We start from the raw sequence: 15,270 nt of genomic DNA on the forward strand, positions 1-15,270 counted from the left end.
GAAGCCCACCCTACGCAAAGCCCGGCGTCAGCAACTGCACAGCCTTCCCACCCAGCCCCGCCTTAGGAGCCCGCCATGACCGTGATCAAACAAGATGACCTGATCCAGAGCGTCGCTGACGCCCTGCAGTTCATCTCCTACTACCACCCCGTGGACTTCATCCAGGCCATGCACGAGGCCTACCTGAAGGAAGAGTCGCCGGCCGCGCGCGACTCCATGGCGCAGATCCTGATCAACTCGCGCATGTGCGCCACCGGCCACCGGCCGATCTGCCAGGACACCGGCATCGTCACCGTGTTCATCCGCGTCGGCATGGATGTGCGCTGGGATGGCGCGACCATGAGCGTCGACGACATGATCAACGAGGGTGTCCGCCGCGCTTACAACCTGCCGGAAAACGTCCTGCGCGCCTCGATCCTCTCCGACCCCGCCGGCGCCCGCAAGAACACCAAGGACAACACTCCGGCGGTGATCCATTACTCCATCGTCCCCGGTGACAAGGTGGAAGTGGACGTCGCGGCCAAGGGCGGCGGCTCGGAAAACAAATCGAAGATGGCCATGCTCAACCCGTCCGACTCGATCGTCGACTGGGTGCTGAAAACCGTACCGGAAATGGGCGCCGGCTGGTGCCCGCCGGGCATGCTCGGCATCGGCATCGGCGGCACCGCCGAGAAAGCCGCAGTGATGGCCAAGGAAGTGTTGATGGACTCCATCGACATCCATGAGCTGAAAGCCCGCGGCCCGCAGAACAAGATCGAGGAAATGCGCCTGGAGCTGTTCGACAAGGTCAACCAGCTGGGCATCGGCGCACAGGGCCTGGGCGGCCTGACCACGGTGCTCGACGTGAAGATCATGGACTACCCGACCCACGCTGCCTCGCTGCCGGTGTGCATGATCCCTAACTGCGCCGCCACCCGTCACGCGCACTTCGTGCTCGATGGCTCCGGCCCTGCCGAGCTGACTCCACCGCCGCTGGACGCCTACCCGGAAATCGTCTGGGAAGCCGGCCCGAGCGCGCGCCGCGTCAACCTCGACACCATCACCCCGGAAGAAGTGCAGAGCTGGAAGCCGGGCGAAACCGTCCTGCTCAACGGCAAGATGCTCACCGGCCGCGACGCCGCGCACAAGCGCATGGTCGACATGCTGAACAAGGGCGAGCAGTTGCCCGTGGACCTCAAAGGCCGCTTCATCTATTACGTCGGCCCGGTTGATCCGGTCGGTGATGAAGTGGTGGGCCCGGCCGGCCCGACCACCGCCACGCGGATGGACAAGTTCACCCGGCAGATTCTGGAAAGCACCGGTCTGCTCGGCATGATCGGCAAGTCCGAGCGTGGCCCGATCGCCATCGAGGCGATCAAGGACAACAAGGCGGTGTACCTGATGGCCGTAGGCGGCGCTGCCTATCTGGTGGCCCAGGCGATCAAGAAGTCCAAGGTGCTGGCTTTCGCCGAACTGGGTATGGAAGCCATCTACGAGTTCGAAGTGAAGGACATGCCGGTCACCGTGGCGGTCGACACCAAGGGCGAGTCGGTGCACATCACCGGGCCAGCCATCTGGCAGAAGAAGATCCACGACAGCCTGGCGGTCGAGATCAAGTAAGCCCCCCCGCCAGTTGGCCGCAAACAAAAAGCGGGCCGGAGACTTTCTCCGGCCCGCTTTTTTGTGGCGCTGTATCCATTAGGGTTGAACGGGCTTTGCCGGCGACAGCCATGACGGGTTTCGCCGCGAGGCGGCTAACCCACCCTACGAGACCGGGGTGCCGCGAAAGTGCATTTCGTAGGGTGGGTTAGGCCAACGGCCGTAACCCACCGACCGGCCTCGGGGCCGGGCCAGGCCGATACTTCTGCAAACGATGGCGGGCAACAGTGCGTGGTCAGTGCGCCACGCCGTCACCGCGCAGGACCTTGGCCAGCGTCAGCCAGAGGATCTGCAGGTCAAAGCGCAACGACTGGCGCTGCAGGTACTCCACGTCCAACCTGACCTTCTGCGGAATCGGCAATTCGTCGCGACCATTGACCTGGGCCCAGCCGGTCAGCCCGGGCAGCAGATGGTGCACGCCCTCGCGGGTGCGCAAGGCGATCAGATCCTCCTGATTGAACAGCGCCGGACGCGGACCGACGAAGCTCATGTCGCCCTTGAGGATGCTCCACAGCTGCGGCAACTCGTCGAGGCTGGATTTGCGCAGGAAGGAACCAATCGGCGTCAGATGCACAGCCGGATCCTGCAGCAGGTGGGTAGCCACGGCCGGGGTGCCCACCCGCATGCTGCGAAACTTGGGCATGCGGAAAGTGCGGTTATCCCGGCCTACCCGCTCCGACCAGTACAGCGCCGGCCCGGGCGAAGTCAGGCGTACCGCCAGCGCGACCAGCGCGATGGGCAGCAGCAGGAGCAGCGCGGCACTCAGGCCAAGGAACAAATCAAGCAGACGCTTCATCACTGACATCCAAAAAACTGAAAAAAACTGTGCGTTCCCGGTAGCGCACCAACACCTAGCGCCGAGCTGCCGTCTGTTCGGCAAGCCAGTGCCGCGCAGTTCGCCGCAAACCTTCATCGACACTCACTGGCGGACTCCAGCCCAGCAGTTGGCGGGTCTTGCCGATGTCCACCTGCAGCGAGCAGCACAAGCGCCGGCCCAGCGCCCGCCGGCCCAGCATGGCTGCACCGGCTGCAAGGATCCAGCCCGGCACCGGCAGCAGGCGCGCCGGTCGGCCCAGCGCAGCGGCCAGCCGTCGTAATAACTCGCTGGTGGACAGATCCTCACCGTCGCTGACCAGCAACGTCTGATTAGCCGCCGCCGGATGCTCAATGCAGGTGACCAGCAGGTCGACCAGGTTGTCCAGCGCCACCAGGCTGCGCTGGTTGTGGATGGCCCCCAGTGGCAAGGGCAGCCCCTGCTGCAGCCAGCGCAGCAGGCTCTCGAAGTTGGCTTTGACCCCCGGCCCGTACACCAGCACCGGACGGATGATCACCACCTGCATGCCGGTTTGCGCAGCCAGGGCACGCAGGCCCTGCTCCGCTTCCAGCTTGGAAACCCCGTAAGGATCGGCGGGCGCCGGCTCATCCTCGGGGCGGAATGGCCTGCCGGGGAGGCTCTGCTCGCCGTTGACCTTGATCGAACTGAGAAAGATGAAGCGCTTTACCCCGGCGGCAGCGGCCTGGCGTGCCAGGCTCAGCGTGCCCTCGACATTGACCTGGCGAAACTCCGCCAGTGGATCGGCAGACTGCTCCTGCATGACGTGCACGCGAGCCGCGCAATGGATCACTGCATCCTGCCCAGCCAGCGCAGCGGCAAAGTCGGCATCCAGCGTGGGGGACTCGATAGTCCTGACCGGCAAATGGCGCAACGGCTCATCCAGCGGGCGGCGCAGCAGCACCGTACAGGCAAGGCCATCCGCCGCCAGACGCCTGAGCAGCGCGCCGCCGACAAAACCCGAGGCACCGGTGAGGAAAATCCTGGTCATGCGGGTCATGGCGCTCCTAGTACAGGCCCAGCAGGATAATGCACAGCAGGAACGCGCGGTCTCGCCTGCGGCGTCGCAACTGACCGAGGTTCTGCAGCAAGAACCGTTTCGACAGGTTGCCCTCGCCATCGATTGCACTGTGCAGTTGCGGCAGGAGCGGCTGCAGCAGACTGACGATCCTGCGCGTCTGTGCGCGATACCAGCCCTGCTGCACCAGCCCCAGACGCGACTTGAGCGCACGCAAGCCGCTGTTGGCGCCAAACTGATTGCTGGCATGCTGGCGGTACCTGATCTTCGGGCACGGATCGATAAACCAGCGAAAACCCGCTGCCCGGTACCAGGCGTAGAACAGCCAGTCATGCAAGCCAACCTCGCAGGCCGCCGCCCAGTGCTGCAAGACAAAGGCTTTCAACTGCAGCGCCGAAGGCACCGTGAAGACATAACTGCAACCGGGGCCGGCAGACTCGAACAGGTAGTCATAACCAACCTGGGGTTGCGCCTTGTCCAGCAGCACCTCCCGGCCATCCGGCCAGAAGGCCAGTGCATTTCCGGAGTAGGCAGCGCACTGCTGCGCCAGTAATGCCCGCCGCGCATGGTCGAGCTTGTCGGCAAACCAGATATCGTCCTGATCGGCCAGCGCCAGATAGTCAAACGCAGAAAAATCGACATCACGGATCAAACGCAGGAAGTTTTTCGCAGCCCCGCCATAACGCTCTCCATAGCCGAGAAGAACCACCCGGGGATTATTCCGCGCCAACTCCGCTACCCACTCGGCAGTTCCGTCGGAAGACAAGTCCACGCTGACATAAATAACTACATCAACCTCTGCCTGCTTTAATATCGAATCCACCTGCGCCGGCAGCCAGCGCATACCATTGAAGGCGGCCAGCAGCACTGCGAACTTTGGTGAATAAATTTCATCCTGCGGCAAATCATTACTTCCTGAAGAAAACCGGCAAGGATCTGACTGGATATTTCAGATACTCGACAAACAAGGTCGTGGCGTAATCCAGAGTTCTCATTTTACCTTCGGCATACAGGCTGCGTAAGACATCAAGGTAGCTGCCGTGCATGACCCGGACAGAGCCCGTCAGACCTGCTGAACCTATGGCTGGTTTGAAACCACCCGCCAGCCTCCGGTTCAACAGCACAATGCTTCCATTGCACAGGCTCTCATACCACCACTTGTAATCATCCACCCGGCGAACATTAACATCCTCGACTCGATAGCCACCCGGTTGCCCGGGCAAGCCCGGCAGGATCATGTCCGACCTTTCCAGTTCGAGTTGAATTTCAGCACTGCCTGCTTGAGCGCCAGCAGTTTCCCAGCAAGCTTCAAGGGCATATTCGCAACAAGCCATACAACAATTCTGGCGGTTGTGGTGCAGGGATAAAGCCTATCCATATTGCACTGAAGAATCGCATTGGAAAAATACCCCTTCGACCTCAAATAAATCAGATGCTTGTAATTTAGAATTCCCGTATTCCTGGCGTGCGACTGCAATACCGCTGACATGGTGGAGATACCAAAGACCGCCTGATGCGCACTTATCACCTCAAACCAATCACGACCGAAGACTTCTACCGCGCGAGCAGACCAGTAGCTTATTTTATTTTTATTACTATAAATTACCCGCTGCCCAATCCATAAAACAGATGCGTCCGGATGATTTTCAATATATGAAAGTATTACCGACAGTTGAGGAAAATTTTTATAAATTACAGGTAATGAATTTGCCGACAACCAATCAATCACACGCCGGCCGTATATTGTTGCTCCGGTCATTGTCAGCGACCAGGTACAATCCGCCATAAAGTCTTTAAGCTCTCCTCCAGAGAGAGCCCTTACTTCAGGAAAATCCAAGTCATCTCGACCATTGACAAAGACGAAATCCTGCCCGCAAAGCCCCCGATACACCAAATCCAGCGCCACTTCATCGATATACATGGAATCGCCAAGCAGCCAGACATGCTCGTATCCAGAAAGCAAAAGCGCCGAGAGCAAATTCCTGTCATGCCCCAGCGCTGGACTGTTGCGCGTGTAAAATATGCGCAGACCTGTCGTTGCCGAAATTCTATGCACCAACGTCTCAGTTTCATCATCAGTGCTGTCATCAAATATATACAGCGGAATATCCAGCCGCTCCAGTGCCGGCCGCATCAAGCACAAATTCTCTTCCATGATCTGCGCTCGATTGAACGTCGGAATGGCGATGGCCAGCTTGGTTGCACTGATCATTTGTCACCTAGGATTTGCATGAACTCCCGAACACCAACAAGCAAATTCCGAGGCTGCCAGGCTATGACGGAGGCCAGCAGCGTCGTGTCCAGGACAATTGATTTGACATCAAAATCCCGTGATGGACATTTCAGGACCTGCGCCGGCCGGCCGGTAACCTCCTGGATAATTGCAACAACATCATTGAGCGAATAACCAATACTGCTACCGATATTGAAAGTCCTGTTGTAATGTCCGCCGTCAAGCAATTCAACCACCGCATGACTGAGGTCTCTTACATCCAGATAGTCACGCACAACCGTGCCATCACCCCATATTTCAACAGGTTTTCCCGAGAGAACCCGCCCAAGTGCAACAGCAATAAATCCTTGCTTGCCATGGGCGCTCTGATTCGACCCATACGGATTGGAGGGGCGAACGATTATATAATTAAGCCCCATCGATCCGTGACATAACTCTATATACTTTTCCAGCAAGACCTTTCCATAGCCATAGTAGCTTTTTGGTGCGAGAGCATGATTTTCTGGAATATTAATATTTTCCGTATCGCCATAAACAGTTCCGCCAGAAGAAAAAAAGACAAAGACGACGCCGTTTTCTGCGCAAAAATTGACCAGCTGGAACGTTGGCCGAATCACCTCTTCGACCTCCTTCTCGAATTCGCTGAAACCTCCCGAGGGAAGTAGTCCAGAGGCTAAATGAATCACCACATCAATTTTCTTCTCGCAAATAATTTTTTCAATATTACAAATATCACGCAACGGAATTTTATATTCGTCCAGGACTTCAGGGTTCCGGCCGAGGCAATGCATCAAAACAAAATTCCCAGACTTTACCAGCACAGCCTGTAGATTTTTTCCGATGAATCCACCACCGCCAATCAGCAGGACTCTTTTCATTTTTCTGCAACCATATCCAGAAAACCCTTCGCAAGCTAATTTATGACTTACAAACATGCTCTCGCAGTAAATCAAAAAACTAAATATTACTTTAACTTCCCTGTTACGCCTCTGAGCCCATCAGAAATTCCACGCAGCATCATTCGCCAGACCACCAGACGCTGGGCAGAAAAAATACCGAAAAAGACAAAAGCCCCAAAGTCGCGCATGAGGTCGGCAATCTTCCAGCGCAGCGGCATATAGACTCTTCGCTGCAAAATGACGCTATTCCTGAACATGTAGTAATACCTGAAGGGCGAATGGAAGGAGACGTTTCTCCAGCGCAGAAACCAGATTTTCTTGCGCTGGTCACCCAGCGTATGAATCATCAGGGCATCCATTGCGCCAAACAGGCGCAAGCCTTTGGAGCGGGCGCGGAAACACCACTCGGTGTCGACATGATCGATGAAGAGACCGCCATCCATAAGTCCGACAGACTCGAATGCTGACAGCGGGATCAGGACGCCGGAGGCAATCAGAAAATCAACCTCCACCAGCGGTTGCTCGGCAGTGCCGATGACCCGCTTGAATCCGGACCAGCCGACACGGACAAACCCGGATATCTCGCCATGCTCGGAGTCCTTGTAGCGCGGCCCGACGGCGGCCAGGCGGATGCCACTCCGGGCAAGCTGGTTGGCTGCACTCAGCAGTTTATCGATCATGCCCGCCGCCGGCTGGCTGTCCTGATCGAAGAGCACCACATGGGTTGCGCCCAAGCTTCGTGCATGCTCGATGCCGATATTCTGCGCTGCTCCGATGCCGAGATTTTCCTGCATGGAAAATACTGCCAACCGCTCCCCGAACCCGAGTCCGGCAAGCCATTGGGGAAAAGAAGTAGTGGAACCGTTATCCACAATTATTACCCGCGACACTTGCGGGACAAGGCTGTCCAACTGTTTCTGCAAAGCAGCCAGTGCAGGTTCATAGGTAACGATGACCGCGACAATCATAAGAGCCCACTCAAGTCAGAAGTGCACACAGCACAGAAATCCGGGGCTCAGCCAGGATGCCGGCCCAGCACGGCATAACGATAAATGCCGCGGAGATCCTTGCTTAACAACAGTGGCACTACCGTTACTGAAACCAGCAGGGTAACTACCGAGGCATACGCCGCCCCCAGCAGGCCGAACAAGGGAATGAGCAACAGGTTCAGGGCCAGGCTGGAGGCGGCTGCCGAGGCGGTGCTGGCAATCACGATCCAGCGCCATCCTTCATTGATCACCACAACACTCTGGACCACGCCCAGAAACACTATCAGATTGGCAAACACCAGGACCGACAGCACGCCAGCCGAATCTCCGTAGGCATCACCGAGAAAAAGGTCGGTTATGGTTGCAGAAAAGAGACCAATCGGTAACGCGATAGCCAAGGCGATGACGACATTCAGGCGCATGAGCGCCGCAACCTTGATTTGGTATCTGCGCTGATCGTCCACCCGCAACTTGGCCATGATCGGCGCTGCGCTGGTCATGATGATGGCCGGGATAAATATCCAGGACACCGTGAATGGCAAGGCTGCCGTGTAGATGCCCAGCGCGTGTTCGCCCAGCAACTGCCTGATCAGCAACTGATCCACTCTTGAGTAAAACGTAACCGACAGGCCACTGATGATCAGCGGCCAGGACTGATGCAACAGCCGCTTTGCCTGAACCGCGTGCAGCTCCCAGGACTTTTCGCACGGATAGCGGCGATAGGCTACCAGCATGCCAACAGCGACAATCAAGGCGTCCAGCGCAGTGACGGCGGCAAACGCCAGCAGCGGCGCCTTGCCGAGGATCAAAGCCACTTTGATGCCACTCGAGAGCAGCAATGCCAGCAACTTGGCAATAACCGTATGCCGGCTCTGGCTCTGGCTGTGAAACCATAAATCGATGGTATCTGCGGCCTGGAAAACCAGTGTGCCACCCACCAGGGCGGTGATCCATACGCCGCGATCATGCCAGCCGCTGGCCCAGGCCATCCCTCCCACGGCCACCAGCCAGCACAATATCCCGACTGCTACGCGCAGGAATAACGCGGTACCGAGCAGCTCCGCGGCCAACGTGCGGTCGCGGGCTATGTCGCGCCCGACGATGCCGTCCAGCCCGAGGGTGGCAACCACCTGAAAAAATGCCAGGTAGGCAATCACGTAGGCCAGCTCACCGTATTGCGCCGGCCCCAGGTAACGTGCGGCCCAGGATCCGATCAGCAGCCCCAGCACCACCCGCCCCATTCTTTCCAGCAACAGCCAGCCGCTGTTGTCGATCGCCTTGAGCAGCGTTTCGCGACCTTCGAGACGCCTGCGCGCAAAAGCCGGCAGAAAGCGCATGTACCAGTGCGATGTTTTGCTGTGCTCGATCACAGGGGGCTGCTGCTCATTTCAGGGTGGTCCACTGGTGTAACAAGGTTCTGGCTGGAAATACAGGCCTGAGGATCACCGCAGTCCCGGTTTTCAACCACCCGGCCCGATGCCGGTGCTCCCGCGCGAAAAGCCCCCGTACGCTAGCGACTGCGGAACCGCCCGCCAGCCCGACGAAAGTGCTCGGGACGACACGGGCATGGCATGTATGCCTGCATCATTCAGTCCCTGACGATACTGGTCAACGGCATTTGCACAAGTTGCTGGCGGTTTAACAGATTGAGCAGCAGCATGGCCCGCGCATTGCCGTCCATGCCATGGAAGATGGCTTCCAGTTCAGCGAATGGCCCTTCGGTGATGCGAACCTTGTCACCGACCTGCAGCAGCGGCACCTCGACTTGCCGGCCGATTTCATGCGAGCGTTCGCGCAATTGCTCGATCAGTTGCTCGCCAACCGCCAGAGGATAGCCATTGAAAGCCACCAGGCGACTCACCCCGCGGGTCGAGCGCAGCGGCGCCCAGTTGCCTTGCCGGTCCAGTTGAATGAACAGGTAACCGGGGAACAGTGACTCCTCGACCTTGCGAATGCGCCCGGCGCTGAGCTTTTCCCGCTGCAGGCGCGGGCGGAAACACTGGTAGCCCTGGCGCAGCAGGTTTTCCTCGGCCCGAGCATCCTGCCGCGGCTTGCATTGCAGCAGGTACCAGGCCAGTTCCCCACAGGGGCCTGCGACAGGAATGGCGCTATCGGTGTCAGGCGGTTCCTTGCACATTCAGCGTCTCCAGCGGCGAGTGGCTTTCAGCGTGGCACGGCAAGCACCGGGCCTGCGCCAAGACCTGACTGGAGCACGCCACGGGGCCTGGTGCGGTTTTCCGCCCGTCGCGCTGCCGAGTCAACCGCGCGCCGCGCGAATCACTTCGATATAGGGTTCGGCCTGGCGCTGATCCGCGATCAGCGCAATGAAATCCCTGCCGCTGGCATCGCGCGCATCCAGCGCGTAACCGGCGGCGACGAAGAAGCCGACAAAACGTTCGAAATCATCGATGCGCAGCCCGCGATAGGCCTTGATCAGCTTGTGCAGGGCGGGCGGCGTGTCATCCGCTGGTTCCACGCCGAGGTAAAGCTTGATCGCCTCATCGCTGATCGCTTCACCGATGACCTGCTTCTTGTCTTTGCGCATTGCATTTTACCTTGCCGAACTCCCGGGGCCGGCAGTTTAGCGCCGTGGCCGGCCAGGCTCAACGCGGACACCCGACTAACTGATAGGGTCTGTTGACGTTTGGTCGCGGCCGCCACGGAGACCCGCTTGACGCAGGACTAGGCAGCGCCCGCTCCCGGCGGGCTTGCTGCATTCACCACATCCATGTGGATCGCGCGAGGAGAGAGATTTGCTATTGCCAATGAACGACGAGTAACAACGGCCTGCGTCAAGCGGGTCCCGTCCCTTCGGGTTGCGCGGCAAATCGCGCCATGCGTTGTTGCAGGACCTGGCCAGGGAATACCATTGCCTGCGTCCCACGCCTAGCCTGGCGCGATTTGTCACAGCAACGCGGTTCGCGACCAAACGTCAACAGACCCTAGGTCCGGCGCGCTGGCGTGGCGATATACTCTGGCTTTACCCGCAGGAGGTTGTATGTATCTGCCGCCAGTGTTCGCCGCCCTGCTGCAATCCCGCAACGCCGGTTATTCGCTGCAAAGCCTGCGCGGCGACCTGACCGCAGGGCTGACGGTCGGCATCATCGCCATCCCGCTGGCCATGGCCCTGGCGATTGCGGTGGGCGTCGCGCCGCAACACGGGCTGTACACCATACTGGTAGCCGCCCCGCTGATCGCCCTGGCCGGTGGCTCGCGCTTCAACGTCTCCGGGCCGACTGCCGCCTTTGTGGTGATCCTGCTGCCGATCACGCAGAAATTCGGTATCGGCGGCCTGCTGCTGTGCACCAGCATGGCCGGGCTGATCCTGATCGGCATGGGGCTGCTGCGGGCCGGCAAGCTGATCGAATTCATCCCCTACCCGGTGACCCTCGGCTTCACCGCGGGGATCGGCATCGTCATCGCCACCCTGCAGGTCAAGGATCTGCTCGGCCTGCAACTGGACAGCCAGCCGCAGCATTACCTGGAGCAGGTCAACCTGCTGCTGCACGCCCTGCCCGGGGTGCAGGCGGGCGACGTGCTGGTCGGCGCGACCTGCCTGGGGGTGCTGATCCTCTGGCCGCGCTGGGTGCCGAAGATTCCCGCTCACCTGGTCGCGCTCGCCATCGGCGCTGTGCTCGGCCTGCTGCTGGAGTTCGGCGGCCTGCCGGTGGCCACCCTGGGCGAGCGCTTCAGCTATGTACTGGAGGGTGTCCGCTACCCGGGCATTCCGCCGTTCCTGCCGGACTTTGCCTGGCCCTGGCAATTGCCGGGTGCCGATGGCCAACCGCTGACCTTCAGTTTCGAACTGGTCCGCCAGTTGCTCGCCCCGGCGTTCGCCATCGCCATGCTCGGCGCGATCGAATCGCTGCTGTGTGCGGTGGTCGCCGACGGCATGACCGGCAGCAAGCATGACCCGAATGCCGAACTGGTCGGCCAGGGGCTGGGCAATCTGGTGGCGCCGCTGTTCGGCGGCATTACCGCCACCGCAGCCATCGCCCGCAGTGCGGCCAACGTGCGCGCCGGTGCCTTTTCGCCGCTGGCCGCGATCACCCATGCCGGGGTGGTGCTGCTGTCGATCCTGCTGCTGGCGCCAATCTTCAGCTACCTGCCGATGGCGGCCATGGCCGCGCTGCTGCTGATGGTGGCGTGGAACATGAGCGAGGCTCCGCATGTGCTGCACACCCTGCGCATCGCTCCGCGCAACGACGTGCTGGTGCTGCTCGCCTGCCTGGTGCTGACCGTGCTGTTCGACATGGTGCTGGCGGTGGGTGTCGGCCTGTTGCTGGCGGCCGGGATGTTCATCAAGCGCATGAGCGACCTGACCGACACCGCGCCGCTGCCGAAGAACTTTCACCAGGCCCTGGACAACTTGCCCGAGCAGGTGCTGGCCTATGCCATCCGCGGCCCGCTGTTCTTCGGCGCGGCGGAAAAGGCCCTGAGCGTGCTGCGCCAGTTGAACCCGGAAGTGAAAGTGGTGATCGTCGAAATGAGCGCCGTGCAGATGCTCGACATGACCGCCCTGGCGGCCCTGGAAACCCTGCTGCACGACTACCAGCGCCAGGATGTCGGGCTGATCCTGGTCGGCACTTCAGCGCAGGTGCGGCTGAAACTGCGGCGGGCCGGGGTGCATCTGGAGAGCGGCAAGCTGGCCTACCTGGGCAACCTGCAGCAGGCCCGGGCCAAGGCGTTGGCCTGGTTGCACTTGCCCGCCGAGGCCGTGCCGGCGGCTGGTCCGGATGGCGCCCCGGCCTCCCGCTGACTGCCGCGTAACGGCTTACAGGCCCTTGACGGCGAAGATGCCCGGCGCATTGCGCCAGTAGCCCTTGTAGTCCATGCCGTAGCCGAAGATGAAGCGGTCGATGCAGGGCAGGCCGATGAAGTCGGCCTTGAGGTCCGGGCGCGCCTTGCGCTGGTGATCCTTGTCGATCAGCACTGCGGTATAGACCCGGCTGGCACCGGCATGCCGGCAGAAGTCGATGATCGCGCCGAGGGTGTGGCCCTCGTCGAGGATGTCATCAATGATCAGCACATCGCGGTCGATAAAGGAAAGTTCCGGCTTGGCCTTCCAGAACAGATCGCCGCCGCTGGTTTCGTTGCGGTAGCGGGTGGCGTGCAGGTAGGACAGTTCCAGCGGAAAATTCAGCCTGGGCAGCAGCTTGCCGGTAAAAATCAGGCCGCCATTCATCACGCAGAACACCACCGGATTGCGCTCGGCCAGCTCGCCGTTGATGGCCACGGCAATCTTTTCAATGGCCGCATCGATCTGTGCTTCGTTGTACAGGCAATCGGCTTCGGCCATGACTTGACGGATATGCGCGAGATCGACGGACATGGGCTGGCTCCAGATAGGCAAAAAAGCGTTAAGAAAAAACAGGGGCGCAACCTTACTGATCGGCGCCACTGCGGACAAGCGCCGCGCAATCAGTGAACGGTCATCACAGCGCTTGCGGCACCCGCGCACAAATCCTGGCCAACGCCGCTACCCACTGTGGCTGGGCATTCAGACAGGGCACCAGCAGCAGCTCCTCGCCACCGGCAGCAATAAACTGCTCGCGGCCGCGGATGCCGATCTCCTCCAGCGTCTCGATGCAGTCGGCGACGAACGCCGGGCACATCACCAGCAGTTTTTTCACCCCTTGCGCTGCCAGTTCAGCCAAACGCGCTTCGGTGTAGGGCTCGATCCACTTGGCCCGGCCAAGGCGCGACTGGAACGCCACCGAGTATTGCTCCGGACCCAGCCCGCTGCGTTCGGCAAAACCGGCGCTGACCCGGTAGCACTGCGCGCGGTAGCAGCTGTCCAGCACGGCACCCTGCGCACGCTGGCAGCAATCCGCCCCTTTGAGGCAGTGACTGCCAGTCGGATCGGTCTTGTGCAGATGGCGCTCCGGCAGGCCGTGATAACTCAGCAGCAGGTGATCGAAACCCTGCTGCAGATAAGGCCGGGCACTGTCCGCCAGGGCATCGAGGTATTCCGCCTCGGCGTAGAACGGCTGCAGCACCGCCAGCTTGATCGGCAAGCGGTGGGCCGCGATCACCCGCCGCGCCTCGACCAGCGCGGTGGTCGTGGTGCTGTCGGCAAACTGCGGATACAGCGGTGCAAAAGTCACCTGGGTGATGCCCTGCCCGGCCAGCTTGCGCAGGGTAGTCTCGATCGATGGCTCGCCATAGCGCATCGCCAGCTCGACCGGCCCTTGCGTCCACAACGGGCGAATGGCCTCCGTCAGTTGCCGGCTGATCGCCACCAGCGGCGACCCCTGCGGCCACCAGATCGACTGATAGGCATGCGCCGACTGCGCCGGCCGCTTGAGCAGGATCAGCGAGACCAGCAGGCGTCGCACCGGCCAGGGCAGATCGATCACATACGGATCCATCAGGAACTGGTTGAGGTAGCTGCGCACATCGGCCACCGACGTGCTGGCGGGCGAACCGAGGTTGGCCAGTAGAAGAGCGTGATGGGTCATGCGCAGTCCTTGTCAAGAATGAAAGAGTAAGGCTATGTCCTGGTTACGTGTTGCAGGCCCTGTTTTGCAGGATGGTCGGAGGACTGGCGTAGGGTGGGCTTCAGCCCACCGATTGCGGCCCGTGCTTTGTGGTGGGCTGAAGCCCACCCTACCTCTGCCTGCGTTTTGCACCCAGTACGTAACGGGCACAGAGCAAAATTAAGCCTTTTATCAATGTCCAGTTGGTTCGGGCCAGATCAATCGAGCAACTCAGCCAGCGCTGAGTCCAGGGTATTGAAACCAAACACGAAGCCCGCCTCAAGCAAGCGCCGCGGCACTGCGCGCTGGCCTCCCAGCAACAACCCCGCCAGCTCGCCCAGGCCCAGCTTCAGCAGGGCTGCCGGCAGCGGCAGGAAAGCCGGCCGGTGCAGGGCACGCCCGAGTGCCTGGCTGAACTCCCGATTACGCACCGGCACCGGCGCGCAGGCATTATAGGGGCCGCTGGCCGCCGGATGCTGCAGGAGAAAATCGATCAGTGCGACCTGGTCCTGCAGGTGAATCCACGGCATCCACTGCCGGCCATTGCCGATCGGCCCACCCAGGCCCAGGCGGAACGGCGGCAGCAGGCGCTGCAGAAACCCGCCCTCGGCAGCCAGCACCAGCCCGGTGCGCACCAGCACCACACGGATACCCAGGGCCTCGGCCAACAGGGCTGAAGCTTCCCAGGCCGCGCACAGCTGGCTGGCGAAATCGCTGGTCACCGACGGCGACTGTTCATCCAGCTCGCGCTCGCCGCCATTGCCATACCAGCCGACCGCCGAGCCGGAGAGCAGCACCTGCGGCCGCTGCTCGCGGGTTGCCAGCCAGGCCACCAACTGCTCGGTCAGGCTGATCCGGCTGGACCACAGCAGTTGCCGGCGCTTGCTGGTCCAGGGTCGATCGGCAATCGGCGCACCGGCCAGATTGACCACCGCATCCAGCGGCCCGCTGTAGTCCTGCAGCCGGTCAAGCGCACGCACCGGTTCGCCACAGAGTGCCGCAACCTTTTCCGGGGTACGGCTCCAGACGCTCAGTTGATGCCCCTGCTGCAACCAGTGCCGGCACAGCGCACGGCCGATCAGCCCGGTGCCACCCGTCAGGAGAATATGCATGGCCTTGACCTCGCAAAGTGCAAACAGACTGGAAAGAGGAAAGCAGACAACCTCAAGTTGACAGCAATCA

The 15,270-nt window shown here is 60.8% G+C and carries 15 protein-coding genes; 2 read left to right on the forward strand and 13 right to left on the reverse strand.

The window, feature by feature from the left end; genetic code table 11:
- Window positions 1-75 precede the first annotated feature (75 nt).
- On the forward strand, window positions 76-1,599 hold the full coding sequence (locus ISX93_RS10620; RefSeq protein ID WP_195778705.1) for a fumarate hydratase: 1,524 nt from the start codon (window positions 76-78) through the stop codon (window positions 1,597-1,599).
- Window positions 1,600-1,873: 274 nt separating this feature from the next.
- Here the strand turns inward: ISX93_RS10620 and ISX93_RS10625 are convergent, their stop codons facing one another.
- The 10 genes from ISX93_RS10625 to ISX93_RS10670 form a co-directional block, all read right to left on the reverse strand.
- On the reverse strand, window positions 1,874-2,434 hold the full coding sequence (locus ISX93_RS10625) for a sugar transferase (RefSeq protein ID WP_195778706.1): 561 nt from the start codon (window positions 2,432-2,434) through the stop codon (window positions 1,874-1,876).
- A gap of 55 nt (window positions 2,435-2,489) precedes the next feature.
- Window positions 2,490-3,470: a UDP-glucose 4-epimerase family protein gene (locus ISX93_RS10630; RefSeq protein WP_219841016.1), complete on the reverse strand. Its 981-nt coding sequence runs from the start codon at window positions 3,468-3,470 to the stop codon at window positions 2,490-2,492.
- Window positions 3,471-3,477: 7 nt separating this feature from the next.
- Window positions 3,478-4,392: a glycosyltransferase gene (locus ISX93_RS10635; RefSeq protein WP_229732158.1), complete on the reverse strand. Its 915-nt coding sequence runs from the start codon at window positions 4,390-4,392 to the stop codon at window positions 3,478-3,480.
- Window positions 4,393-4,396: 4 nt separating this feature from the next.
- Window positions 4,397-4,726: a hypothetical protein gene (locus tag ISX93_RS10640; RefSeq protein ID WP_195778707.1), complete on the reverse strand. Its 330-nt coding sequence runs from the start codon at window positions 4,724-4,726 to the stop codon at window positions 4,397-4,399.
- A complete protein-coding gene (locus tag ISX93_RS10645) occupies window positions 4,723-5,700 on the reverse strand; it encodes a glycosyltransferase family 2 protein (protein WP_195778708.1) in 978 nt (325 codons plus the stop codon). Before ISX93_RS10645 ends, ISX93_RS10640 begins: the two co-directional genes overlap by 4 nt.
- The gene (locus ISX93_RS10650) at window positions 5,697-6,599 is read right to left on the reverse strand and encodes an NAD-dependent epimerase/dehydratase family protein (RefSeq protein ID WP_195778709.1); all 903 of its coding nucleotides are present in this window, start codon (window positions 6,597-6,599) and stop codon (window positions 5,697-5,699) included. Before ISX93_RS10650 ends, ISX93_RS10645 begins: the two co-directional genes overlap by 4 nt.
- 86 nt (window positions 6,600-6,685) lie before the next feature.
- Window positions 6,686-7,588 (reverse strand): glycosyltransferase family 2 protein, encoded by a 903-nt coding sequence (locus ISX93_RS10655; protein ID WP_195778710.1) that lies wholly within the window; start codon window positions 7,586-7,588, stop codon window positions 6,686-6,688.
- A gap of 47 nt (window positions 7,589-7,635) precedes the next feature.
- Window positions 7,636-8,946 carry a flippase gene (locus tag ISX93_RS10660; protein WP_258166972.1) on the reverse strand — a complete coding sequence of 437 codons (1,311 nt, stop codon included), beginning with the start codon at window positions 8,944-8,946 and terminating at the stop codon, window positions 7,636-7,638.
- 251 nt (window positions 8,947-9,197) lie between these two features.
- Window positions 9,198-9,746 carry a transcription/translation regulatory transformer protein RfaH gene (rfaH, locus tag ISX93_RS10665; RefSeq protein ID WP_195778712.1) on the reverse strand — a complete coding sequence of 183 codons (549 nt, stop codon included), beginning with the start codon at window positions 9,744-9,746 and terminating at the stop codon, window positions 9,198-9,200.
- Window positions 9,747-9,866: 120 nt separating this feature from the next.
- A complete protein-coding gene (locus ISX93_RS10670) occupies window positions 9,867-10,154 on the reverse strand; it encodes a PA4642 family protein (protein WP_195778713.1) in 288 nt (95 codons plus the stop codon).
- A gap of 453 nt (window positions 10,155-10,607) precedes the next feature.
- On the opposite strand from ISX93_RS10670, the gene dauA reads away from it, so the two are divergent.
- Window positions 10,608-12,368, forward strand: a complete 1,761-nt coding sequence (gene dauA / locus ISX93_RS10675) for a C4-dicarboxylic acid transporter DauA (RefSeq protein WP_195778714.1) — start codon at window positions 10,608-10,610, stop codon at window positions 12,366-12,368.
- Between the two features lie 15 nt (window positions 12,369-12,383).
- Here dauA and ISX93_RS10680 read toward each other — a convergent pair whose 3' ends face one another.
- From ISX93_RS10680 to ISX93_RS10690, 3 genes are all read right to left on the reverse strand, one after another.
- Window positions 12,384-12,941 carry a hypoxanthine-guanine phosphoribosyltransferase gene (locus tag ISX93_RS10680; protein ID WP_195778715.1) on the reverse strand — a complete coding sequence of 186 codons (558 nt, stop codon included), beginning with the start codon at window positions 12,939-12,941 and terminating at the stop codon, window positions 12,384-12,386.
- Between the two features lie 103 nt (window positions 12,942-13,044).
- Window positions 13,045-14,070, reverse strand: coding sequence for a ferrochelatase (gene hemH / locus ISX93_RS10685; protein ID WP_195778716.1), 1,026 nt, complete (start codon window positions 14,068-14,070; stop codon window positions 13,045-13,047).
- A gap of 236 nt (window positions 14,071-14,306) precedes the next feature.
- Window positions 14,307-15,200, reverse strand: coding sequence for a TIGR01777 family oxidoreductase (locus ISX93_RS10690; RefSeq protein ID WP_195778717.1), 894 nt, complete (start codon window positions 15,198-15,200; stop codon window positions 14,307-14,309).
- Window positions 15,201-15,270 lie beyond the last annotated feature (70 nt).

Source organism: Pseudomonas sp. N040, assembly GCF_015637705.1.
Taxonomy (GTDB): Bacteria; Pseudomonadota; Gammaproteobacteria; order Pseudomonadales; family Pseudomonadaceae; genus Aquipseudomonas.

Excerpts from the sequence above, each read along its gene's own strand:
- ISX93_RS10620 (WP_195778705.1), top strand. The coding sequence starts at position 76 with ATGACCGTGATCAAACAAGATGACCTGATCCAGAGCGTCGCTGACGCC.
- ISX93_RS10625 (WP_195778706.1), bottom strand. The coding sequence starts at position 2,434 with ATGAAGCGTCTGCTTGATTTGTTCCTTGGCCTGAGTGCCGCGCTGCTC.
- ISX93_RS10630 (WP_219841016.1), bottom strand. The coding sequence starts at position 3,470 with ATGACCCGCATGACCAGGATTTTCCTCACCGGTGCCTCGGGTTTTGTC.
- ISX93_RS10640 (WP_195778707.1), bottom strand. The coding sequence starts at position 4,726 with ATGATCCTGCCGGGCTTGCCCGGGCAACCGGGTGGCTATCGAGTCGAG.
- ISX93_RS10645 (WP_195778708.1), bottom strand. The coding sequence starts at position 5,700 with ATGATCAGTGCAACCAAGCTGGCCATCGCCATTCCGACGTTCAATCGA.
- ISX93_RS10650 (WP_195778709.1), bottom strand. The coding sequence starts at position 6,599 with ATGAAAAGAGTCCTGCTGATTGGCGGTGGTGGATTCATCGGAAAAAAT.
- ISX93_RS10655 (WP_195778710.1), bottom strand. The coding sequence starts at position 7,588 with ATGATTGTCGCGGTCATCGTTACCTATGAACCTGCACTGGCTGCTTTG.
- ISX93_RS10660 (WP_258166972.1), bottom strand. The coding sequence starts at position 8,946 with ATGCGCTTTCTGCCGGCTTTTGCGCGCAGGCGTCTCGAAGGTCGCGAA.
- rfaH (WP_195778712.1), bottom strand. The coding sequence starts at position 9,746 with ATGTGCAAGGAACCGCCTGACACCGATAGCGCCATTCCTGTCGCAGGC.
- ISX93_RS10670 (WP_195778713.1), bottom strand. The coding sequence starts at position 10,154 with ATGCGCAAAGACAAGAAGCAGGTCATCGGTGAAGCGATCAGCGATGAG.
- dauA (WP_195778714.1), top strand. The coding sequence starts at position 10,608 with ATGTATCTGCCGCCAGTGTTCGCCGCCCTGCTGCAATCCCGCAACGCC.
- ISX93_RS10680 (WP_195778715.1), bottom strand. The coding sequence starts at position 12,941 with ATGTCCGTCGATCTCGCGCATATCCGTCAAGTCATGGCCGAAGCCGAT.
- hemH (WP_195778716.1), bottom strand. The coding sequence starts at position 14,070 with ATGACCCATCACGCTCTTCTACTGGCCAACCTCGGTTCGCCCGCCAGC.
- ISX93_RS10690 (WP_195778717.1), bottom strand. The coding sequence starts at position 15,200 with ATGCATATTCTCCTGACGGGTGGCACCGGGCTGATCGGCCGTGCGCTG.